Origin of the sequence: Amycolatopsis rhizosphaerae (genome assembly GCF_007713715.1) — a bacterium.
GTDB lineage: Bacteria > Actinomycetota > Actinomycetes > Mycobacteriales > Pseudonocardiaceae > Amycolatopsis_E > Amycolatopsis_E rhizosphaerae.
Window position 1 is genome coordinate 1 of sequence record NZ_VJWX01000029.1, and the last position, 20,852, is coordinate 20,852.

Here is a 20,852-nt window from a genome sequence, read left to right on the forward strand (position 1 = left end):
GTGATGCCCCGCTCGTCGGTGATCAGCCGCTCGCCGTCCTGCGTGCCGGGGCAGGCCAGCTCGCCCAGGGCCTCGGCCGCCCCCCGGCCGAGGCCCCGCACCACGATCCGCACCCCCATCGCGCACAGCTCCCGCGCCAGGGCGCGGGCACGGCGGCGGTCGCCGAGGTCCCCGTCACCGAAGAGGCACACCACGCGGTCCCCGCGCATCCCGCCGAACAGCTTCTTCGCCACTTCGAGCGCGGGCACGACGTTCGTGCCGCCGCTGCCGATCCGCCCGCGCAGGCCGTCGAGCACCTCGTTCCGCGGCGCGTCCGGCGGCACGTACCGTTCGATCGAACTGTGCCACAGCACGATGCCGCACCGGTAGTGGTTCTCCCAGGCCTGGCTGAGGAACTCCTCGCCGCCCTGCAGGGCCTTCTTCAGCGGTTTGCCCTGCATGGACCCGCTCACGTCGATGCACAGCAGCACGGTGCCGCCGTAGCGCTCCTGCAGCGCGGCCAGATGCGGTCCCGGCGGGGACTGGGTGAGCCCGATGCCGTCGAAGTTCCTGCGCAGCCACGAAGTCATTGCCGCCCCTCACTGCCGGATGGTCAGCCCGCGCAACGCCCCGTCGAGCGTGCGGGTGGACTCGGCGTCGAGCACACCGTCCATATAGGCCGAAAGTTCCAGTTTGGTCCCGCTGCCCGGCTCCACCGCGGTCACGCTGAGCAGCCCGTCCGCGCTGACACGCGAGGTGATTTCGACCGGTGATCCCGCGGGCAGCGGCGGGATGCCTGCCAGTTCGCCGTCGAGCACCCGACGGTTGTCCTCGACCTCCTCGGAGGGCACGTCTCCCGCCTGCTCGAAGACCTGGACGCGTACCCGGTCCTGACCGTCCACAATGGTGCAGAACGTGGTGGTCGCGGCGGCGGGGAGCGGATCGTCGCGGTGCACGGTGTGCACCACGATGCGGCGCTGTCCCGAAGGATCGTGGCTGTCGTCGACCAGGATGCCGAAGCTGCGCGGCACCACCGAGGCGGTGGCCTTCCTGCTCGCGCCGGAGGGGTCCCCGGCGAGCTGGTGCGCCCGCAGCGCCGCACCGTAGGCCACCGCGAAGTCCGGTTCCGCGAGCCTGGGCACCACACGCAGCCGGGTGCGCAGCGCCTCGGCCACGGCGGGGATCTTCGACGAGCCGCCGACGAGGATCACCTGCCCGATCCGGGGCACTCCCCTGGCGCGCGCGCTGCCCAGCACCCGATCCACGATCGCCATCGTCCGGCCCAGCAGATCCGCCCCGAGCCCCTCCAGGGTCTTCCGGTCGAACGGGACGGTCACGCTGGTCCCGCCACGGCGCAGGACCACGGGCCTGCTGGTCTTGCTGCTCAGTTCCCGCTTCGCCGTTTCCGCGACCCTGCCCACGTCCTGGAGAAACGCGTCGTCGGCGTAGAAGTCCTCTTCGCCCGCCGCGTGGGCGTAGTTTTCCAGCAGGAAACCGGTGATCCGCTCGTCCCAGTCCGCCCCGCCGAGCCTGCTGTCGCCGTCGGTGGCGATCACCTTCGCGCCGGTACCGTTGGCCCTGAGCACGGTGGTGTCGAAGGTGCCGCCGCCGAGGTCGTAGACCAGGATCGCCCCGCCGGGGTCCGCGCTCGCCCGGTAGTGCAGCGCCGCCGCGACGGGCTCGGCCAGCAGCTCCAGCACCTCGATCCCGGCGAGCCGGGCCGCCTGGTGGGTGGCTTCCCGTTCGCGCAGGCCGAAATACGCGGGCACGGTGATCACCGCCCGCACCGGCTCCTCCCCCGCGCCGAGCTGGGCCCGTGCGTCCTCGGCCAGGGTGCGCAGGATCAGGGCGGACACCGATTCCGGGGTGTGCCGGACCCCGTGGAACAGCAGCTCGAACTCCGTGCCCATCCGCCGTTTGATCAGCGCCACCGTGTTGTCCGGATCGATCGCGGCGGCCTCCCGCGCGGCCGAACCGACCCGCACCGCCCCGGGGGATTCGAACGACACCACCGAAGGCGTGACGCGCTCGCCCAGCCGGTTGGGCAGGATCACCGGGTTTCCCCGCTCGTCCACCGTCGCGACGGCGGAGTACGTGGTGCCGAGGTCGATGCCGAGGATCACCAGAGGTGCCATCCCATCGCCGTCCATGTGTCCCGCACGTGCTGCGCCCGCGCCAGCAGCCACGGCCACGCGTCCGGCACCAGCCGGAGCACCCCCAGGGCGAACAGGACGAACAGCACCGCCAGGACGAGCAGCAGCAGACCCCGGCAGACGCGGTGCGCCGGTGGCAGACTCGTCGCGCTCATACCGTTTCCTCGACTTCCCGCGAGCCGTCACGCCCGCTCGGTTCGGGCAGCATCACCGCTCCCGCGCCCGCGGCCAGCCAGGCGAGGGGGTTCGCCGGGGACAGTCCGCTCCCGGCCCGTTTCCCGGCCACCGAGGCCACCACGAAGTAGCGGACCTCGCCGAAATCACGCTCCGCGGACAGCACGAGGTTGTCCAGACCGGCGCGCATGAGCCAGTCCCGGCCGCCATCGGGGGCCGGCGCCGCGTCCCCGGACACCCCGTCGAGCAGGTCGGCCTTGACGATGGTCATGGCCAGTTTCCGTTTCCGGGTCCGCACGCCGTAGTCCCGCAGACGCTGGGCGGTCACGTGGTACACGCGCTCGGGATCCTCCACGGCCGGATTCGCACGGGCCAGCACCTCCGCCGTACCGGCCTGGTCGCGCACCCACGGCACGGAGAACGGGTCCACCACGAACACCAGTCCCTGGGCGTGGTCGAGGAATTCCAGCATGGTGTTGTCGTCGCGGTCGGCATAGAACTCACCCGCCGCGTCGAACAGGTGCAGCAGCGCGCTGCGGCGGCCCTGGCCATAGCGCACGGTGAGCGCGGTGGGCAGCTCGCCCGCCGGGGTCTTCACCGTGTCCCCGCCGCTGGTGATGATCGCCGCGCCGTGGTCGAAGGCCGCCCTGCTTTCGTCGTCGACGAAACCGAGCGTGCCGCCCGCCGCCGCCACCGCGTCGCGCAGGGCGACCAGCCCGGCGTAGACCAGCCGGGTCTTGCCCGCGGACACCGGCCCGAACACCGGAATCCGGATGTCGGTGAGCACCGCGGCCCCGTCCCGGAGCCGCAGTTCACAGCGCGGGCACTGCGGGGAGGCGATCCGCGCCATCCGCAGGACCGTGGTCGGCAGCCTGCGCCCGCAGTCGCACCGGCGCCACACCGCGCCCAGCCGTCCGGGCCGGACGTCCCGGTGCAGCCGCCCGCAGCCGGGGCAGGCGAAGGCGGGCAGGGAGTCCACGTGGTAGCAGCGCGGGCAGCTCCCGCTGGCGCCGCGCAGCCGCCGCACGAGCTGGTCGGTGCCGCGCAGGAAACCGGCGGTGAGCACCCACGGGACCCAGAGCGCGAACAGCACCAGTGCGCCCGCCGCCAGGACGGCCGCACCCCCTGCCAACGCGCCGATGCTCACCGAAAGCCACAGTGGACAGACGACGACCAGGCCCGGAATCCAGCCGTAGCCGCGGTAATGGAAGACAGGTCCGATCTTGACCCAGCCCCGCCGCACCGCGCCGCGGATCTCCCGCCACACCTGGCCGAGATCGGTCCGCGCCTGTGCCGCGAAATAGACCGGCCACGCCCGGTCCCGGCCGAACGCGCCGGGGTGGCGGGGTTCGGGCAAACCCGCCTTCCCCTTCGCGACGAGCCGGGGCGTGATGACCTCCGGGGCGGTCAGCCCCCGGGTCACCAGCGTGCGGGCGGCGACCACCAGCGCGAGCAGCACGCCGCACACCGCGAGCGCGGGCAGGACGACGACCAGTGCCGGTACCAGCAGCCAGAGGAACCCGGCCACCGTGAGCCACAGCGCGACGTAGATCCCGACCAGCGCGGCCGCTATCCCCAGCAGATAGACCATGGCTCACCTTCCCCGGGTCCAGCGGCCGAGCCACTTGCCGGACTTCGGCGGGTTTTCGGTCTTCTGTTCGCGTTTCTCCCGCGCACGCTTGGCGCGCTCGGTCTGGCCGGACAGCACGGCGCGGCGGCGGGTGAACTCGTGCCAGTCCTCGGCCACCTCGGCACCCAGCGTCCGCAGACGGCGGCCCGCGGCGCCCAGCCGCTCCGCGTCCGTGGTGCGCGCCCAGGTCCGGAGCTTCTTCTCGAACGGCACGGCCACCGCGTCCGAGCACTGTCCTATCGCGACATACGCCAGCGCCGCCGCGGCCTCGCCGCGCGAATCCTGCGCGTGCCAGGCCAGGGGCAGCTCGCGGGCCAGCACGGCGAGCAGGACTTCGTCACCGGCCGCCACGATCGCCGCCGCGTCGGGGAACGGCAGGCCGAGCAGCGCGGCGGTGAACTGCTCCCCGCGGGCCGACAGGACCGGCCCGCCCACCGGCGGCGGCACCGGGATCCGGGACGGGTCCGGCCGCGGAGGCGTGCCCACGGCGGCGAACCAGTGCTGGAGCGCCTGATCCTGCCGGGCGAACTCGGCCAGGTCCGGCATCCGGGCGAGCACGCCGCGGGACGCCAGCAGGCGGATCACGTCGAGTTCGCCGGCGGAGGGGGCCCGTGACATGAGCCTTCCCGCCGCGCCGCCGATCTCCTTGGCATGCCATTCCGCGGTGAACTCGCCGGGCGGGACCGTCAGCAGGTACCGCTTCAGCTCCTCCAGCGCCGGCTCGGCGAAGGAGAACAGCGCACGCCAGAGCAGCACCGGGTAGTCCTCCGCCGGGGCGCGAAGGAGGGCATAGACCATTTCGATGGTGTCGCGCCGGGTCGCCGGTCCGCCCTTCTCGACGGCCGCGGCGGTGGTGGTGGCATCGATCATCGCCGCCGGATCCGTGACCCCGGGCAGCAGCAGGCGCCACCACCGCTCGCGGATGTCCGCGACGGTCCGGTGCTCCTCCGGGGAGCCCCGCCTCTCCAGCGAGGCCGCCAGCGCCGACCGGAGCAGGACGAGGAGTTCCGCCCCGCAGGACCACGCGCCCGGGTCGATCGGCTCCCGGGGATGCGCGGCCCACCACCGCACGAACCGGTCCGCGCCGCCGGGAAACTCGGCCGGACGCGGTGCCACGCCGAAGCGCGTGACCGTGCGCAGCAGCGCGTCCATCCGTTCGGGCGCGACCACCTCGGCCGCCGCCTCGGCCAGGTCCCGCAGCGACGCCGCCTCGTCGGCCGCGATGCGGCCCCCCGTACACGGTTCCAGCTCGGCCACGAACAGGGCGCGCCGCACCCGGGCCGTCAGCGCGGCGTCGAGCACGTCCCCGCGCGGCGAGCGCACGGCCTCGTCGAGCCTGCGCAGTTCCGTCAGCCCCAGCGGGAACGGCAGCACCGCATCCAGCACCGACGGCACCGGGATGTCCTCACTGGACTGTCCTATCCGGTCTGCCAGCCAGGCGGCCAGTCCCTTCGCCTCGGCCGCGTCGCGGGGCCGTCTGCCCAGGGTCACCACCTCGGCGGCGAGCCGGTCCGCCGCGGCGGCCCGCGCCTGGCCGCCGCCCGCGAACTGATGCGCCAGTTCGATCGCGTCCACCACGTCGTAGGGGTCTTCGCGCAGGAACCGCGCGACCCAGTGCCGCGCCGACTCGGTCGGCTCCACCTCGGAACGGCGCCCGGTCGCCAGGTTGAACACGCAGAAGCCGTGGTCGCGCTCCGGCTCGGCGAGCTGCCCCGCCCACTCGGTGTGCAGCGCGAGCACGTCGTGCTGGCTGGCCCGCGGATTCGTGGCGAACACGCGGAAACCGACCCGCAGCGCCCGCGACTGGGGCAGCAGCAGCGTCCCGGCCGCGATCCAGGCGAGCACCGGCTCCGGGTCGTCGGCGACGAAGACCACCCGCCGTCCGCCGTCGGTGTGCAGCCGGTCGAACGCGGAGTGCACCGCGAGCAGCCAGTCCTCGCCGCCGGGCCGCCCGAGGACCCACTCGCGGACGGAGTCCACACTCCACGGTCCCGCGTCCGGTTCGGCGGGCAGCGGGGCGCATTCGGTGCCCGGTGCCGGTTCCTCCGACCAGAACGGCGCGCCCCACAACTGCGCCGGGCGGGTGAAGCCGTACGCCCCGGGATCGGCGGTGGCGATGGCGTGGGTGAACTGGTTGCCCTCGCGGACCCCGTTGGCCTCGGCCCCGAGATACACCCCGCGCGCCGTCACGTACAGCCCGTCGTAGAGGTGCGTCAGCGACGGCGGGTACTCCTCCACCGGGCGCTGCTGCCGCATCCACGCCACCGGTGCCTCGTACAGCGAAGTCCGTTGCACCAGCGACATTTCTTCGTGCCCGGTCCCGGCCGAGACGGCCTGGAACTGGAAGCCCGCGCCCCCGCGCAGGCCCTGCCCCGGCAGGCAGTCGGTGTAGTACAGCGTCCGGAACCCGCTCATGCGATTCTCCGCGAGACGACCTTGAACAACCCGAGCAGCCACAGCAGCGGCTCGTCGACCCGGAACGGCCGCACCCCGCCGACGTCGACCCGGTTCGCCGAGTAGTCCGGTTCGGCACCGAGCGAGGACACCGCGAAGTACCGGAAGGTCTTGTAGTGCGCCCGCAGGTGCGCGTCGATGTCGTCGGCGTCGAGCTCGGCCAGCAGGGCACGCAGGTGCTCGTCGGTGTCGCGCCCGTGCGCCTCGTCGTAGCAGGGCCCGGGTTCGGGCGCCCGCAGCAGCGGGTGCCCGTCACCGAGCATCGGGAAGAAGGCGTCGATCTTGGAGAACACCACGGCGACCGGCACGGAGATCTTGCGCCGGGCGCTGACCGCGTGGCTGGTGCGCAGCAGCTCCGTGATCCGGGTCAGCACGTTGATCGGCGGTTCGGTGTCGCGGCGGCTCGCGTCCGGCACCTTGATCCGGTCGTGGGCGCCCTTGAGCTGGAACGGGTCGAGCAGCACGATCAGCGCGTCCGCCGAGGTGAGGTAGGCCTGGGCGTTGACGAACTCCTGGGTCGTCATGTCCTCACCCGCGGCGTCGTAGAACGACAGCGTCGTGGTGCTGTGCACCTCGCGGCCCAGACTGCGTCTCGCCTGCCGCCACTGCAGGACCAGCGGCACCTTGATACCGCCCGCGGCGCTCGCGGTGGATTCGAACAGCCTCCGGTCGGCGAACAACGCCTGCTCGTAGTCGGCCAGCCAGTCGCTCACCGAGCCGGTGCCGCCCTGCTGGTCCCCGGCGAACCAGATGTCGGCGGCGAACCGGCGGCGGATGTTGTGCCGCAGCTCGTGGGCCAGCACGGTGGTGTAGACCGTCTTGCCCGCGTTCTTGCCGCCCACCATGCCGATCAGCGGGCTGCGGCTGTCGGAGAAGTTCGCCGGCAGCGGCGTGTGGCAGACCGGGCAGGCGCGGATCCCGGTGCTGCTCCCGCAGTCCGGGCACGATTCCAGCCTGCCCCGGCGATTGGACGGGCGCGGGAAGGTCGGCCAGGACGGCGAGGCGTAGCCGGTGAGCCGCTTGCGGTCCTCGTCGACGGATTTGGTGCACTGCGGTTTGCCCGGCGAGGGCCGGCCGGTGCACTGGAAGTGCAGCGTCCACAGATCGACACGGTGGTAGCAGTACGGGCAGGCTGCGTTGGCGGGCATCAGGGCACCTTCAGCTGGGTGACGGGGGGATCGGTGAGCCGGATGGAGTCGTCGCCGGGAAAGCAACGCACCCAGAACGGCCGTTTCAGCCGGGGCAGCTCGGCGACGAGTTCGACGTCTTCGCCGGGGCGCACCGCGGGCTCCGCGCGCAGCAGCACCTGCCCGTCGCCGGGCCCGCGCGGCATGACCCGGCCGGGCGCGGCGACCACCAGCACCGGGCAGCGCGGCAGCGGCTGGTCGGTGCTCAGCCGCACCCGCACGGTTCCCCCGCCGACCAGCGGTTTCCGCGTCATGGACACCTGGTAGCGCAGGGCGGGCGCGCTACCGGGGACGACCAGCCGCACCCCGGCCGAGGTGCTTTCGCCGCCGGCGCCGGGCTGGACCGTGCGCACCACCACCTCGACCTCACCCGGTCCACAGTGGACCCGGCAGCCGCCGCCGGAGCGGTACTGCTGGCGGGTCAGCCGCTGCCGCCCGGACTCCCCGGCCGCCTTCCAGCGGACGTCGGCGATGCCCGTGTCCTCGGGCCACTCCCACGACAGGGCCAGCTCGTCGCCGAACCGCTGGTACCGCAGGCCGCGCACGTCGAGCGCGACGGCCAGGGCCGCGTCGTGCCCGCGCAGGGCGCCGCCGGACACGAGCGTGAACGTCACGTAGTGGAAAAGGCCGGTCGGCACCGCGGCGGTGAGCACCTGCCAGCCGTCGCGTTCGGACCGTCCGCCGGTGACCTCCTCGCCGTAGCCCGTGAGCGCGGACGAAGGCACCAGCTCGCCGAACTCCCACGGACAGGGCAGCGGCGACCGCCGCACGACGACCTCGGTGTCGGCCTGCTGCTGCCAGCTGATCTCGACGCGGGGCCCGGTCCCGCCGGGGACCGGGGCGAGGGTGAGCGCCCGCACCGGCCTCGGGCGGGCCCGAGTGGAGGTCTTTTCCACCACGGGAAGGGAAAGCGCCTCACCGCCGTCCGGGCGGCGATAGCGGGCGGTCAAGGTGTAGACCACCTCCGCGCCGTCGGTCACCCCCTGGTCACGGAACACCGTCCGCGCCGATTCGGCGATCACCGGCCCGTCACCGCGCTGGACGCGCACCCCCACCGCGTCCGGATGCACGCTCCAGCGGCCCTCCACCGCTCCGTTCTCCACGGTGAGCCGCACATCGCGCACCTCGGGCAGCGATTCGGCGGTGACCCCCGCGGGCCGGGACCAGACCCCGCCGCCCGACGCGGCGAACACCGCGTACCCGAGCGGCACCGCGGCCGGCGGGGTCCGGTCCAGCGTCACGGTGCCGTCCCCGTTCCCGTCCTCACTGCTCCGGGAGGCCACGACGACCGTGCCGTCGTCCGGGTCGGCCGGAATCCGCCCCTCCCGGCGCACCACGCGGTACCGCGTGTCCTCGCCGTGGGTGGGCGCGGCGCGCCAGGACACCCGCACCCCGGTGGCCTCGGCCGCGGCGGCCACCCCGAGCACCGGTTCCGGCGGGATGCGCCGGATCTGCGCGGCGAGCTCCTCGTCATCCCCCGCGAGCGCGACCGCCTGCCGCAGCCGGTGCAGCGCGTCGGCCTCGGCGCCTTCCCGCAACGCGCGTTGCGCTCCCTCGCGCAGCTCGCGCACCTTCGCGAGCTGCCGCTCGACGAGTGCCGTCGCCGCGGCCGCGTCCTCGGTGCCGGTGACCGCCGCCAGCGCCTGCTGGGCGGCGACCAGCCTGCCCTGCTCGAGCAGTTCGCGGATCTGGTCCAGTCCGGTGACCCTGGCGGCGCGCCCCGTCTCGTTGAGCACACCGAACACCGCCTGGCACGCCTCGTCCCGGTCGAGCTTCGCCCGCACCAGCCTGCCCAGCAGCGCACTGGCGGGCACCCCCTGCGCGTGGTCGCGGCGCACCTCGTCGAGCAGGTGGTAGAGCGCCAGCTTCTCCAGGTCCACCCCGTCCCTGGCGGCGGTGGCGAGAATGCCGAGCGCCTGCCGGGCAGGCTGGTTGCCCGAGCGGCGGTCCTCCCGCAGCGCCGCCGCCCGCACCGCCTCACCGGTCAGGCCCAGCGGCGCGGGCGGGCGCGCGCTGAAGCCGTCGAGGATCCGGAAACCGCCGATCTCCCCGTGCAGCAGCTCCACCACGCTCGCGGCCTCCGCCTCCACCAGCTGCTCGGCCAGGATCCGGTAGGTCGCGTCGATCAGGCCGCTCGCCTTCGGCAGGTCCCGCGGCGCGCTGCGCGTGATCCCGGCGGTGGCCAGCGCCTCGTCGACCTCGTTCGGCGACAGCACGGCGTAGGCCGCCCGCACCGTCGCCTCCAGCTGCCCCGGCGTGATCAAGCCCAGTTCCCCGAAGTGGGCGCGCAGGGTCTTCGCCAGCTCGTCGATCTGCCCCTGACGCGCACCGGCGCGCCGCTTTGCGTACTCGCGCCACCACGCGGCCGTGCCCAGCCCGGCGCCATGCTGCCGCCGCAGGCCCTCGTCGGCGCGGAGGAACGCCTTGTAGATCCGCTGCGCGTAGCCGGGGCGGGTGATGCCCTTGTTCCACTTCGACCGGACCTCGGTGAGCCGCCGCGCGACCTCCGCGTCGGACATGGCCAGATCGATGGCGTACCGGGACACCAGATCGTCCGGCAGTTCGCGGCCCGACCACCGCCGCAACGGCTTGACGACCGTCTCCTCGTAGGCCTTGGCGTCGAAGGGAAGCATGGTCAGCTCGACACGGTGAGCGCGGAAACCCGGTTCGTGGCTTCGACGACCTCCTCGCTGGACAGCACACTCACCCGCACCTGGATGTGCAGGCTCTTCCCGGTGGAGGGTTCGGTGGCGTCCACGGTGAGCAGGCCCTCGTTGTCCACGGTCATCTCGATGTGCACCGGAGAACCGATCGGCAGCGGCGGCAGCCCGTCGATCACGCCGGCCCCGTCGGTGAGCGGCTTGTTCTCGTCCAGCTCCCGTCCCGCACGGGCACCGGACTGCTCGTACAGCTCGATGTCGATCGAGCGCTGGCCCTCGGCGACGGTCTCCGCCTCGAGCGTGCGGATTCCCGTGGGCAGCGTGTCGTTGGCGGCCACCAGGTGCTCGACGTAGAAGCGCGGAGGCTGGTCCTGCCAGTCCGGTGCCGCGGTGTCCTGCAGCTTGACGCCGAAGGCCTTGGGCAGCACGTTGCGGGTTTCCTTCTCCGCCAGGCTGCGCAGCTGCTTCGCGGAGATCCCGTGCCGGGCCGCGACCTCGTCCACCACCTCGGCCGCGCGGGATTCGGCCTCCGCCTCGGAAACGGCCTGTCCGCGCGCCTCTTCCTGTTCCTTGTGGACGACGCGGCCGAGCGCGTAGAGCGCCGCACCCCTGGCGACGGCCAGGTGCGGATCGTGCAGGCGCGGTTCCCAGCCGAACTCCTCCTTCAGGCGCCGCGCCACCGCGGGCATGCTCGTGGAGCCGCCGACCAGCAGCACCTCGTCGATCGTGGTGCCCGGCCGCTTGGCCTCCAGCGTCTCCAGCGTGCGGCGCACGATGTCGATCGTCTGGTCCAGCAGGTCCCGGGTCAGCCGCTCGAACTGCTCCCGCGTCACTTCGACGCGCGCCGCGGCGCCCGCCCCGCGCAGCGCCACCGGGCGGGAATCCACTTTGGACAGCTGCTTCTTGGTGTTCTCCGCGATGGTGGCCAGCGAGCTCACGAACTCGCCGTCCTCCTCGACGTCGGTCCCGGGCGGCACCTGCGCGGTGAACTCGGCCAGCAGGTGCTGCTCGAGGCGCTCGTCCCAGTCGGCTCCGCCCAGCCGGTCGTGGCCGTCGGTGCACACCACCTCGATCTCGGTCTCCGACACCTTGATGACCGTGGTGTCGAAGGTGCCGCCGCCGAGGTCGTAGACGAGGATCGTCCTGTCCTGGGCGCCCGTGGTCGCCTCGTAGTGCAACGCCGCCGCCACCGGCTCCGGGATGATGCCGATCACGTCCAGCCCGGCGATCTTCCCGGCGTTGCGGGTCGCGTCGCGCTCGAGCATCCCGAAGTAGGCGGGCACCGTGATGACCGCGCTGGTCACCTCGCCTCCGGTGTAGGCCGCCGCGTCCTGCGCGAGCTGCTTGAGGATCAGCGCCGAGATCGACTCGGGGGTGTAGGTCTCGCCGTCGAACTCGCGGACCGACTTCGTGCCCATCTCGCGCTTGATCAGCCTGACCACCCGGTCGGGCTCGGTGACCGCGGACTCCTTGGCCACCGAACCGACCACCACGTTGCTCTCGTTCTCGAAGTACACCACCGAAGGGATGGTTTCGAGGTTGTCGGTGTTGCGGCACACCGTGGGCCGGCCCGTCTCGTCCACGTACGCGATCGCCGAGTAGGTCGTGCCAAGATCGATGCCGAAGACCCTGCTCTTCCGGTCAGACATCCGTGTTCCCTCCGGTTTCCGCGTTCTGCTGCTGCTCTTCGGCCGGGGCGGGCCGTGTGGTCTGTGTTGACTGTGTGGTCTGTGTGGTCCGTGGAGTCCAGCGCCGGACGTGCACGCGGGCGGGCACGGTGACCCGGCCGGTGGCAGTGTCGCGGTACCCGTCCGCGACGACCTCGGCGAGCGTGCCGTCCTCCTCGGGCGTGGCGGCCTCGACGACCTTGGCCGCGCGGTGCTCGCGCGGGGAGAACGCCGTACCCGGCTCGGGCCGAACGGGCACGCTCCCGCACCGCTCCAGCGCCAGTTCCACGCTCAGCGCGAAGGATTCGAGCAGTTTCACCGCCTGGTCCGCGTCCAGCGGTCCGGGCAGGGTGCGTGCCTGGTGCAGCAGATCGGCGCGCAGATGCTGAAGGTCGGTGACCACCGGCCGCAGCAGCACCGCGTCGGCACCGGCCCGCAGGCGCTCGACCTCCGCGTGCAACTGGTCGATGACCCGCTCCCGTGCCTGTGCCCTCGCGTGATGGGCCTGGATCTGCCCGGTCAGCCCGGCGATCGCCTCGGCCAGTTCCCGCGGTTGCCCGTTCCCGGGTTCGGCGGGAGAGTCCGCCGCCGCGCCGTCCACCACCGCGTCACCCACGACACCAGCTCCTCGGTTCTTCTGTTGTGCGTTCGCCACCGTTTGTGATCTAGACGTCACCGCGTTCCGGACGGTTCCCGCGTCTTCGCCCCGGAGAAAGCGGCGACAGGATGCCGTCATCGAACGGTTCCCGCCCTTGGCGCGAGCGCCCGGCTCTGGTAGCGACCGTAACGGGGGCGGCCCGCGTGTTCCGCCGGTTTCCCGTTGCCCGGCCGCACAGGCGACGGGAAACGTGGCGCCTCCCGCCCCGCGGCTGCCGCATGCTGAAGGCATGGCCGAGCCCCCTGGAATCCGGCCGCTGGCGGGCCTGGTCAGTCCCGCCGCGGAAGCGCTGTTCCTGCGACTGACCCGGAACCCCGCCGAACAACCGGGCGGCGGGGACCAGCGCGCACTGAACGAACTGCTCGGCCTCGGGCTCCTGCGCCGCCACGGCGACCGGGTCCGCGGCGCGGGCCAGGCAGCCGCGCTGCGGTCGGTGCTCGAACGGCGGCAGCGGGAAGTTTTCGAGGCGCAGCAACGCATCCTCGACGGCTGGAGCCGTCTCGCCGCGCTGCTGCCCGCCGCGGGCGAACCGGGGGAACCGGACGGGATCGACACGCTGACCGGGCACGCCGAGGTGCGCGCGCACGCCGTCGAGCTGGCCGCTTCGGCGAAACACCGGTTGCGGGCCACCGGTTCCCTCCTCGACTCCGCGGGCTGGACCGCCGGACCGGTCCTTCCCGAGATCCGGTTGCTGGTCGAATCGGAGGAGGCCGAGAGCGCTTTCTCCGGCGGTGAAGTGCGGCTGCGGCCCACCGTGCCGGTCTCCCTGCTGCACGCCGACGACAGCGTAGCGCTGGTCGCACTGGAGAAGTCCGCCGACACCGCGCTGCTGGTGTGGGCCCCGGGCCTGCTGGCCGTGTTCGCCTGCTGGTTCGACCTGCTCTGGGACGATCCGGCGACCATCCGGCCGGAGGCCGGGCCGCGGGGCGAGCTCACCGGGTTCCAGCGCCGCGTGCTCGAACTGATGGCCACCGGCGGGGACGAGACGATCGCCCGGCGGCTCAAGGTCAGCACCACGACCGTGCGGCGGCACATCAAGGTCATCTACACGGCGCTGGGCGTGGACAACCGGTTCGCGGCCGGGGTGGCCGCCGTCCGGCGAGGCTGGCTGTGAACCGGCCGGTGAGTTCGGCGGTGGGGGCAGCCCGCTCAGGACCAGGCCTGCGGCGCCCGCAGCGCCGCCAGCAGCCGCTGCCGCAGCTCGCGCGCCGGCCGGTGGGTGTGCCACCGGGCCAGCACGCGGGTCAGTTCCCGGAGATCGTGCCGGATGGTGGCCGAGTCCAGTGCCGTGACCTCGTCGAGCACCAGGTTCATCAGCGCGCACGCCCGGTCGAGTTCCCCGGCGGCGCCGTGGGCCAGCGCCGCGCGCGTGACGTAGCGGCCCCGGGCCCGGTGCGAGCCGGGCGCGAACCCGGTGATCCCGTTGTCGAGGATCTCCGCCGCCTCGTCCGGCCTGCCCAGGTCGTAGGCGCACCAGCCGCCGATCAGACTCGCGAGATCCGGGGTGTTCGTGCTGCCCAGCGCCGGCACCACCGGGTCCGTCTCGGCCGCCGCGAGCAGCGCCACGGACCGGTCCAGCGCCCGCAGGCAGGCGTCGTGATCCCCGGCGAGCGCGTGTCCCTGCGCCTCCCGCTGCGCGGCGAGGCCCCGCACCCGGTCGGTCGCGTGCTCGGCCTGCTGGGCCCGCTGGGCGAACGTGATGGTGGACAGCGCGTCGTCGTGGTAGAGCGCCACATCGGCGCGGCGCACCAGCGCGTACGGCTCGAGGGTGACGTCACCGCCGAGCCCGGCGAGCCGCACCGCCACGTCGGTCCACCACAGGGCCATCCGGTCGTCACCGGCCTCCTGCGTCATCCAGCCGGCGTACTCCGCGTACCGGGCGGCCAGTCGCCACAGGGCCGGGCGTTCCGGCGCGGCCGCGGTCGCGGCCAGTGCCCGCAGGGTCTGCGCATCGGCGATGAGCCCCGGCAGCACCGCGGCGGGCCCGGCGACCTGCCCCAGTGCGCGGGCGGAGGCGAAGCGCAGCCGGAAGGCGTCGAGCAGCGCGGGCGTTCCGGTGGCCGCCCCGGGCACCCCGAAGGACATGCGCGACAGCCCTTCGGCGGCGCTCCCGTCACCGGGCGCGAAAAACCCCGCGCCTCCGGGCCCCACCCCGACACTCCACACCAGACCGTCCACATCGGAGGGTTCCGGTTCGTCGCCGCCGGGGCCGTCGGGCCCGGCGAGCCGGACCAGGGCACCGCCCGCGCCCACCGCGGCGTCGCAGAGCCGGGCCAGCTGCGCGCTCGGCGGCTTCTGCCCGGACTCCACCTTGCTCAGATGTCCCTTGCTGTAGTGGACCTGCTGCGCGAGCGCGGCCAGGGACAGGCCCGCCTCTTCCCGGAGCCGGCGCAGTGTCGCACCGAAGTCGGCGCTCATGGCGATTCCCCCCGCACGGCCCGGCGTTCGGCGTGGGCCTTGGCGAGCACCGGCACCTCGTCGAACAGCTTGTCCACCAGCCGCGCCACATCCTGCCGGTCCGCCCGTTCCACCAGCTGCAGTGTCTGGAGCCCGGCCAGCTTCCGGATGTCGGCGGGCAGCTCGTCCGGGTCCAGCCGGGACCGCACCCCGAGGATCACCGGGACCACGCACACCCCGTGCGCCAGCGCCTCGGCGATCTCCCGCCGCACCCAGTCGCCGCCCTGGTCCAGGAGACGGCCGCCGCGCTCGTCGTAGGAGGCGTCCCAGCGCGCGCCGATCACCGACAGCATGACCTTCACGCCGCGGGCGTTGCGGAGCAGCACCTCGGCGAAATCGTCGCCCGCGCGCAGGCTCCGGTGGTCCCGGAACACCGCGTCGTCGCCGAGCCGCCTCCGCAGTTCCTCGTCCAGCAGGAACACTTCGAGGGTGCCGCCCGCGGTGCGGTAGTTGAGGAACACCAGCGGCAGGCCCGCCCGTTCCGCCTCGGCCACCCGCACCCGGTACGGCGCCAGCAACTGCGTCAGGCGGTGCACCCCGTCGGCGTCGTCAAGGCGGGCGGACAGCCTGGGCACCGGGCGCAGCACGTCCGCCGGGCAGCGGTCGCGGAACAGCAGCAGCGTCTCGCGCGGAAAGTCCAGATCCGACGTCCAGCGCAGACCCTGCACACCGGGAACGTCGTCCGGGGCCACGGCGGCCCTGTCCTCCCCCGGCTCCAGGTGCGCCACGAGCAGTTCCGAAGTCGTGCGGACCGCGGACAGGACCCGGCCTTCGAGACGGGCGGGCGTCAGCACGCGCAGCCCCGCCGGGGTGAACACCCGGGAATCGGGCAGGAGCGCTTCGAGCAGCGCCGTCTCCTCGTGCGGCGACAAGGGGAGCGCGGCGCTCTCGGCCTGGGGATGCACATGCCACAGCAGGCTGTCCGGCGGGATCACCTGACGAGTGGCCATGCCCAGCACTCCTCCCGTTCGTCACCGGGGCCTCACGGCGGACCTCCCGGGAGGACACCGGGCAGCAGGAGGAAAACCGCGATTGTCGCCCCAGGACGGAAACGTTTCCCGTCCACTCTAGCAAGGAAACGGAAAACCCCGCCTCGTTTCGCGCAGCGCCATGCTGAGCACGGCGTGGGCGCTGCCCGCGTGCGGCATGCGGCCGGAGACGACGAGTTCGAGGGTTTCGGCGAACGAGCGGCGGCACACCGTCAGGTCGGCCTCCCCCTGCCCGAGCGCCGGGGTGTGCATCGTCAGGCCGGTGGCGAGGAAGATCCGCTCGGTGTGGTTGCTCAGGCTGTCCGCGCCGTGGATGAGGCCGAGCTGCTCCCATTCCGTGGCGTGCAGGCCGGTTTCCTCGGCGAGCTCGCGCTGTGCGGCGTGCAGCGGATCCGGGTCGCACGGGTCGACCCCGCCGCCCGGCAGCCGCCATTGCACCGAACCGTGCGTGTAGATCCATTGCCTGGTCAGGAAGACGTGCCGCGACTCGTCCATCGCCAGCACGGTGACCGAACCCGGTGCGACCACATGGGCGTACACGTCCCGCCCGCCGTCCGGGCGGATCACCGCGTCCTGCCGCACTTCGAACCAGGGGTTCTTGTGCACCACCCGGGTGCCGAGACGCTGCCACGCGGCCCGGTCCGGCCGGGCACCCCCACCCTCAGGTCCCACAATGCCAGCCTAACCGAGCGCGAGAGCCCACGCATGCACCGCGCACGACCACTTCCTGCCGCCCCCGGCTACTGTCCACAGTAGACCAGGGCGTTGAAGCGAGCGGCCCGCTGGGGCTGGGGCGAGCCCGGCTGGGGCTGGAGCGAGCCGTGAAGGGTCCCTTCACAGCCGAATAGACCGTGAAGGGACCCTTCACGGCAACGCGCAGCGGAGCCGGGGCCATCGAGAGCGTCAGGGCAGGGTGAAGACGCGGCGGGGAGCCGCGTAGTCGACCGGGCCCGCGAAGCGCGCCGAAGCCCGCGACACCGCATCCTCCGGGGTGAGGAACGGGCCGACGTGCGTGACGATCAAGCGCCCGGCACCGGCCGCGGCGGCCGTCTCACCGGCCTGCTCGGGCGTGTGGTGCACCGGGTCCTCCCCGGCGGGCACCTCCGGCCAGTCGGCCTCGCACAGCAACGTGCCGCACCCTCCGGCCAGAGCGGTCAGGTTCGCGCAGGGCCCGGTGTCGCCCGAGTAGACCAGTGACGCCGTATCCGAGCGGATCCGGACGGCGAAGGCGGGCATGCCGTGGGACACCGCCCGTGTGGTCAGGTGCAGCCCGCCGACCTCGGCCGTGTGCCCGTCGTGCAGTTCCGTGACGGCGAAGGCGGACTCGATGGGGCTGCGGACCGCCGAGTTGGTCAGGAAGTGCGCCAGCCGGTCGGCGATGCCCGGCGGCCCGAACAGCGGGATCGGCGCCGGCAGCGTCAGGCCGGCGTGGCGCGCGCCGTAGTAGGCGGTGAGGAGGTCGGCGGAGTGGTCGGCGTGCAGGTGCGAGATCCAGATCGCGTCCAGCTCGTCCAGCCGCGTGTACCGCCGCAGCTCCCCCAGCGTGCCCGTCCCCGCGTCCAGCCAGATCCGGGCGCCGCCACCCTCGACGAGATAACCGGAGCAGGGATTGCCCACTTCCGGATACGGGGTCGCGGAGCCGAGGACGGTCAGCCGGAGCGGATCGCTCATCCCGGGAGCTTATCCGGCTCCCCGGCCACCGGAACCGAGGACTCGTCCCGGGGACCGGGCACCGCCAGTGGCCGCACGGCGAGCCGGATCAGCACGGCCACGGCGATCAGCACGTACGACGAGCCCAGCAGATGCTGCCACCACGTCCAGTGGAGCTCGAGACCGTGCAGCTGCGGCAGGAACGAGTGCGGGCCCAGCGCGAAGACCCCGGCCATGAGGACCGCCGCGATCCGGACGGCGGCACCGCCGCGCCGGGCGACGTCGAACGCCACCACCGCGGCGGGCAGCACCCACACCCAGTGGTGCGACCAGCTGACCGGCGACGCGAGCAGGCCCCCGGTGGCGATCAGCAGCAGCGCGGTCACCTCGTCCCCGGCCCGGTACGCGCGCCGCGCGCCCACGACGGCCAGCGCCATCGCCGCCGCGGCCAGCCCGGCCCACAGCAGCGACCGGCCCGGCCCGGCGGGAAGCAGGCGCACCAGGATCGCCTGGATGTTCTGGTTGAACGCGTAGGCGGTGCCGCCGATCCGGGCCGGGTCGAACAGAGTGGACGTCCAGTACTCGATGCTGTCCTTCGGCGCGAGCGCGAAGGCCAGCAGTGCGCAGGCGGCGAACGCGGCCACACTCACCGCGGCCGCACGGAACTGGCGCCGTACGAGGAAGAAGAGCACGAAGACCGCGGGGGTCAGTTTGACCGCCGCCGCGATGCCCACCAGCACGCCCCGTGGCCACCGGGGCCGCGGCAGCAGGCAGTCCGCGGCGACCAGTGCCATCAGGATCAGATTGACCTGTCCCAAGAGGACGGTCTGCCGGACCGGTTCGAAGGCGAACCACAGCACGGACACGCCCAGCGCCATGGCCGGGGCGGCCTTCCCCCGGCCGTGACGCCTGCCCGCCGCGATCAGCGCGGTCAGCACGATCGAGGCCGCGGCGAGCAGGCCCATCACGGCCCTGACGGCGGGCCAGGGAAGCCAGGACACCGGGGCGAACACGATCGCCGCGAACGGCGGGTAGGTGAACGGCAGCGGCTCGCCCGGCACGAGGAGACCGAACTCGGGCGCGTAGAGGCTGATCCCCTTCAGCCACGCCGTTCCGCCCGTGCGGTAGACCTGCAGGTCCGACGCCCGGCCCACGATGCAGGCCAGCACGGCCATCGGAACGAGGATCGCGACGAGCACGGCGGGCACGCCCCGGCGGTAGCGGGCCGGAACGATCCGCGCCCACAGCGCCGCCGCCCGGCCGGTCAAGGCGGAACCCGGCACCGCGCCTCCCCACGTCGTCTCCACGCCGCGATCCCCCCGGCGGCACCGCGGGCCATTCTGGCATGGGCGCCGTGAGGGGTCCCCTCACGGCGATCCGCAGCCGGCTCAGGGCGTGAGGAAGTCGCCGACGATCTTGACGAATTCGCCGGGCTTTTCGAAGAAGGCCACGTGCCCGGTGTCCATTTCGGCGTAGCTGCTGCCAGGGATGGCCTCGTGCAGCGCGCGGCTGTTGGCGACGGGGACGGTGAGGTCCTGGGCGCAGCCGAGCACCAGTGTGGGCGCCTCGATGCGGGGCAGCAGCTCCCGGATGTCCACGCGCCGGTCCAGATCGACGTGCCGGAGCGTGCCGGGCGTGGGCGGCATGTTCGGGATCAGCGCGTCCACCTCCGCGCGCCCGATCGCGTTGAGGAAGCCGTGGCTGAACCCGGTGATGGTGACCAGGCGCCCGAACGCCCCGGCGTCGGCCGCCGCCAGGCTCTCCCACGTCTTCAGCAGGTTGCGCAGGTACTCGTCGCCGTCGGTCCAGGCCCAGCCCGCCACCACGATCAGCCGCCGGACGAGGTCCGGGCGGAGCGCGGCCACCGCGCAGACCACGGTGGCCCCCATCGAGAACCCGAGCAGGTCCACCGGGCCGGTGCCCGCGTCCTCGATCACCGCGATCACCTGCCCGGCCAGGCCCTCGACGGTCAGTGGCCCGCCCTCGTCGGTGGTCTCGCCGGAGCCGGAGAGATCGGGGGTGAGGACGGTGTGGTGCCCGGCGAAGCGGGGAGCCACCTGCCCCCAGGTCAGCGCGGCGCCGAGGGAACCGGTGCCGTGCACCAGCACCAGCGCCGGGCCCGACCCGGTGCGTTCGTAGCGGACCCGCGCGCCGGCGACGGAAACGGTGGGCATGGGATCGTCCTCTCTCGAAGCTTGTCCGGGCCACTCGGCCCGTGAGCCACTCGGCCCGTGAGCCACTCTGCGACCGGTGCGGCGGCGGCGGGAGAGGCCCGTCGGACCGTGGGATCGGCGATCCCTGGTTCCCGTGCCCGTGGCCCGGGAGAATGGCGCCATGACGATCAACCGCCCCGAACTGGCCGACTTCCTGCGCCGCAGCAGGCACCGGGTGCGGCCGCAGGACGTGGGCCTGCCCGCCGGGCCCCGGCGCCGCACTCCGGGGCTGCGCCGGGAGGAGGTCGTCACGCTGGCCGGCATGTCCGCCGACTACTACATCCGGCTGGAGCAGGGCCGGGGCCCGCAGCCCTCCCCGCAACTGCTCGCCGCGCTCGCCCGCGCGCTGCGGCTGAGCGCCGACGAGCGCGATCACCTCTACCTGCTCGCCGGCCACCAGCCGCCCCCGGCCGCCACGGACTCCGAGCACGTCGCCCCCGGCCTGCTGCATCTGCTCGACCAGCTTCCGGCCACCCCCGCCCAGGTCCTCGGCGATCTCGGCGACGTGCTGGCCCAGAACGAGGTGGCCGGCGCCCTGCTCGGCGGGGTGTGCACGGTGTCGGAGAACGGCCGCAACGTGGTGTGGCGCTGGTTCACCGATCCCGCCGTCCGCGCGGCCTACCCGGAAGAGGAGCACGAGTACCAGAGCCGCCTGCACGTCGCCGACCTCCGGGCGGCCGTCGCGCGCCGCGGCCGGGACGCCACCGCCGAGCGCCTCGTCGCCCGGCTGACGGCGGCGAGCGAGGAGTTCGCGGCGCTGTGGGAGCGGCACGAAGTGGCGGTGCGGCGGCACAACCGCGTCCGCATCCTGCACGCGCTGATCGGCCCGGTGGATCTGGACTGCCAGACGCTGTTCGCCCCGGAAGGCGATCAACGGCTGGTCCTCTACACGCCCCCGCCGGGCAGCGACACCGCCGAGCGGCTGGCGCTGCTGCGCGTGGTCGGCACCGGGCAGTTCACTTCCGCGGGCTGACCGCGCCC

At 73.3% G+C, this 20,852-nt stretch carries 17 protein-coding genes; 2 read left to right on the forward strand and 15 right to left on the reverse strand.

Going from position 1 to position 20,852, the window contains the following annotated elements; translation table 11 throughout:
* From FNH05_RS05170 to FNH05_RS05210, 9 genes are all read right to left on the reverse strand, one after another.
* The coding region (locus FNH05_RS05170) for a vWA domain-containing protein (protein WP_144586111.1) at positions 1-569 on the reverse strand (569 nt) is incomplete at its 3' end.
* Between the two features lie 9 nt (positions 570-578).
* Positions 579-2,114, reverse strand: coding sequence for an Hsp70 family protein (locus FNH05_RS05175; RefSeq protein WP_144586112.1), 1,536 nt, complete (start codon positions 2,112-2,114; stop codon positions 579-581).
* On the reverse strand, positions 2,099-2,287 hold the full coding sequence (locus tag FNH05_RS05180) for a hypothetical protein (protein ID WP_144586113.1): 189 nt from the start codon (positions 2,285-2,287) through the stop codon (positions 2,099-2,101). The genes FNH05_RS05175 and FNH05_RS05180 overlap by 16 nt, the downstream gene beginning before the upstream one ends.
* Positions 2,284-3,897: a TRAFAC clade GTPase domain-containing protein gene (locus FNH05_RS05185; protein WP_186382388.1), complete on the reverse strand. Its 1,614-nt coding sequence runs from the start codon at positions 3,895-3,897 to the stop codon at positions 2,284-2,286. Before FNH05_RS05185 ends, FNH05_RS05180 begins: the two co-directional genes overlap by 4 nt.
* A 3-nt stretch (positions 3,898-3,900) precedes the next feature.
* The gene (locus FNH05_RS05190) at positions 3,901-6,351 is read right to left on the reverse strand and encodes a GTPase-associated protein 1-related protein (protein ID WP_144586114.1); all 2,451 of its coding nucleotides are present in this window, start codon (positions 6,349-6,351) and stop codon (positions 3,901-3,903) included.
* The gene (locus FNH05_RS05195) at positions 6,348-7,538 is read right to left on the reverse strand and encodes a TRAFAC clade GTPase domain-containing protein (RefSeq protein WP_144586115.1); all 1,191 of its coding nucleotides are present in this window, start codon (positions 7,536-7,538) and stop codon (positions 6,348-6,350) included. Before FNH05_RS05195 ends, FNH05_RS05190 begins: the two co-directional genes overlap by 4 nt.
* Positions 7,538-10,210, reverse strand: coding sequence for a SaeA-related protein (locus FNH05_RS05200; RefSeq protein WP_144586116.1), 2,673 nt, complete (start codon positions 10,208-10,210; stop codon positions 7,538-7,540). Before FNH05_RS05200 ends, FNH05_RS05195 begins: the two co-directional genes overlap by 1 nt.
* Before the next feature lie 2 nt (positions 10,211-10,212).
* Entirely contained in the window at positions 10,213-11,886 is a 1,674-nt protein-coding gene (locus tag FNH05_RS05205) for an Hsp70 family protein (RefSeq protein ID WP_144586117.1), read from the reverse strand.
* A complete protein-coding gene (locus tag FNH05_RS05210; protein WP_144586118.1) occupies positions 11,879-12,520 on the reverse strand; it encodes a nucleotide exchange factor GrpE in 642 nt (213 codons plus the stop codon). The genes FNH05_RS05205 and FNH05_RS05210 overlap by 8 nt, the downstream gene beginning before the upstream one ends.
* 271 nt (positions 12,521-12,791) lie before the next feature.
* Between FNH05_RS05210 and FNH05_RS05215 the strand changes: the two genes are divergently transcribed.
* Entirely contained in the window at positions 12,792-13,676 is an 885-nt protein-coding gene (locus FNH05_RS05215) for a LuxR C-terminal-related transcriptional regulator (RefSeq protein ID WP_144586119.1), read from the forward strand.
* A 35-nt stretch (positions 13,677-13,711) separates the two neighbouring features.
* Here FNH05_RS05215 and FNH05_RS05220 read toward each other — a convergent pair whose 3' ends face one another.
* From FNH05_RS05220 to FNH05_RS05245, 6 genes are all read right to left on the reverse strand, one after another.
* Positions 13,712-14,980, reverse strand: coding sequence for a helix-turn-helix domain-containing protein (locus tag FNH05_RS05220; RefSeq protein ID WP_144586120.1), 1,269 nt, complete (start codon positions 14,978-14,980; stop codon positions 13,712-13,714).
* Complete coding sequence (locus tag FNH05_RS05225; protein WP_144586121.1) at positions 14,977-15,969, reverse strand: TIR domain-containing protein; 993 nt, start codon at positions 15,967-15,969, stop codon at positions 14,977-14,979. The genes FNH05_RS05220 and FNH05_RS05225 overlap by 4 nt, the downstream gene beginning before the upstream one ends.
* A gap of 117 nt (positions 15,970-16,086) precedes the next feature.
* Positions 16,087-16,680, reverse strand: a complete 594-nt coding sequence (locus tag FNH05_RS05230; RefSeq protein ID WP_144586122.1) for an NUDIX domain-containing protein — start codon at positions 16,678-16,680, stop codon at positions 16,087-16,089.
* A gap of 231 nt (positions 16,681-16,911) precedes the next feature.
* Entirely contained in the window at positions 16,912-17,679 is a 768-nt protein-coding gene (locus FNH05_RS05235) for an MBL fold metallo-hydrolase (RefSeq protein ID WP_144586123.1), read from the reverse strand.
* Positions 17,676-18,941, reverse strand: coding sequence for a glycosyltransferase 87 family protein (locus FNH05_RS05240; protein ID WP_246127542.1), 1,266 nt, complete (start codon positions 18,939-18,941; stop codon positions 17,676-17,678). Before FNH05_RS05240 ends, FNH05_RS05235 begins: the two co-directional genes overlap by 4 nt.
* A gap of 105 nt (positions 18,942-19,046) precedes the next feature.
* Positions 19,047-19,832: an alpha/beta fold hydrolase gene (locus FNH05_RS05245; protein ID WP_144586124.1), complete on the reverse strand. Its 786-nt coding sequence runs from the start codon at positions 19,830-19,832 to the stop codon at positions 19,047-19,049.
* 160 nt (positions 19,833-19,992) lie between these two features.
* Here FNH05_RS05245 and FNH05_RS05250 point away from each other — a divergent pair, with 160 nt between their 5' ends.
* Complete coding sequence (locus FNH05_RS05250) at positions 19,993-20,844, forward strand: helix-turn-helix transcriptional regulator (protein ID WP_144586125.1); 852 nt, start codon at positions 19,993-19,995, stop codon at positions 20,842-20,844.
* Positions 20,845-20,852 lie beyond the last annotated feature (8 nt).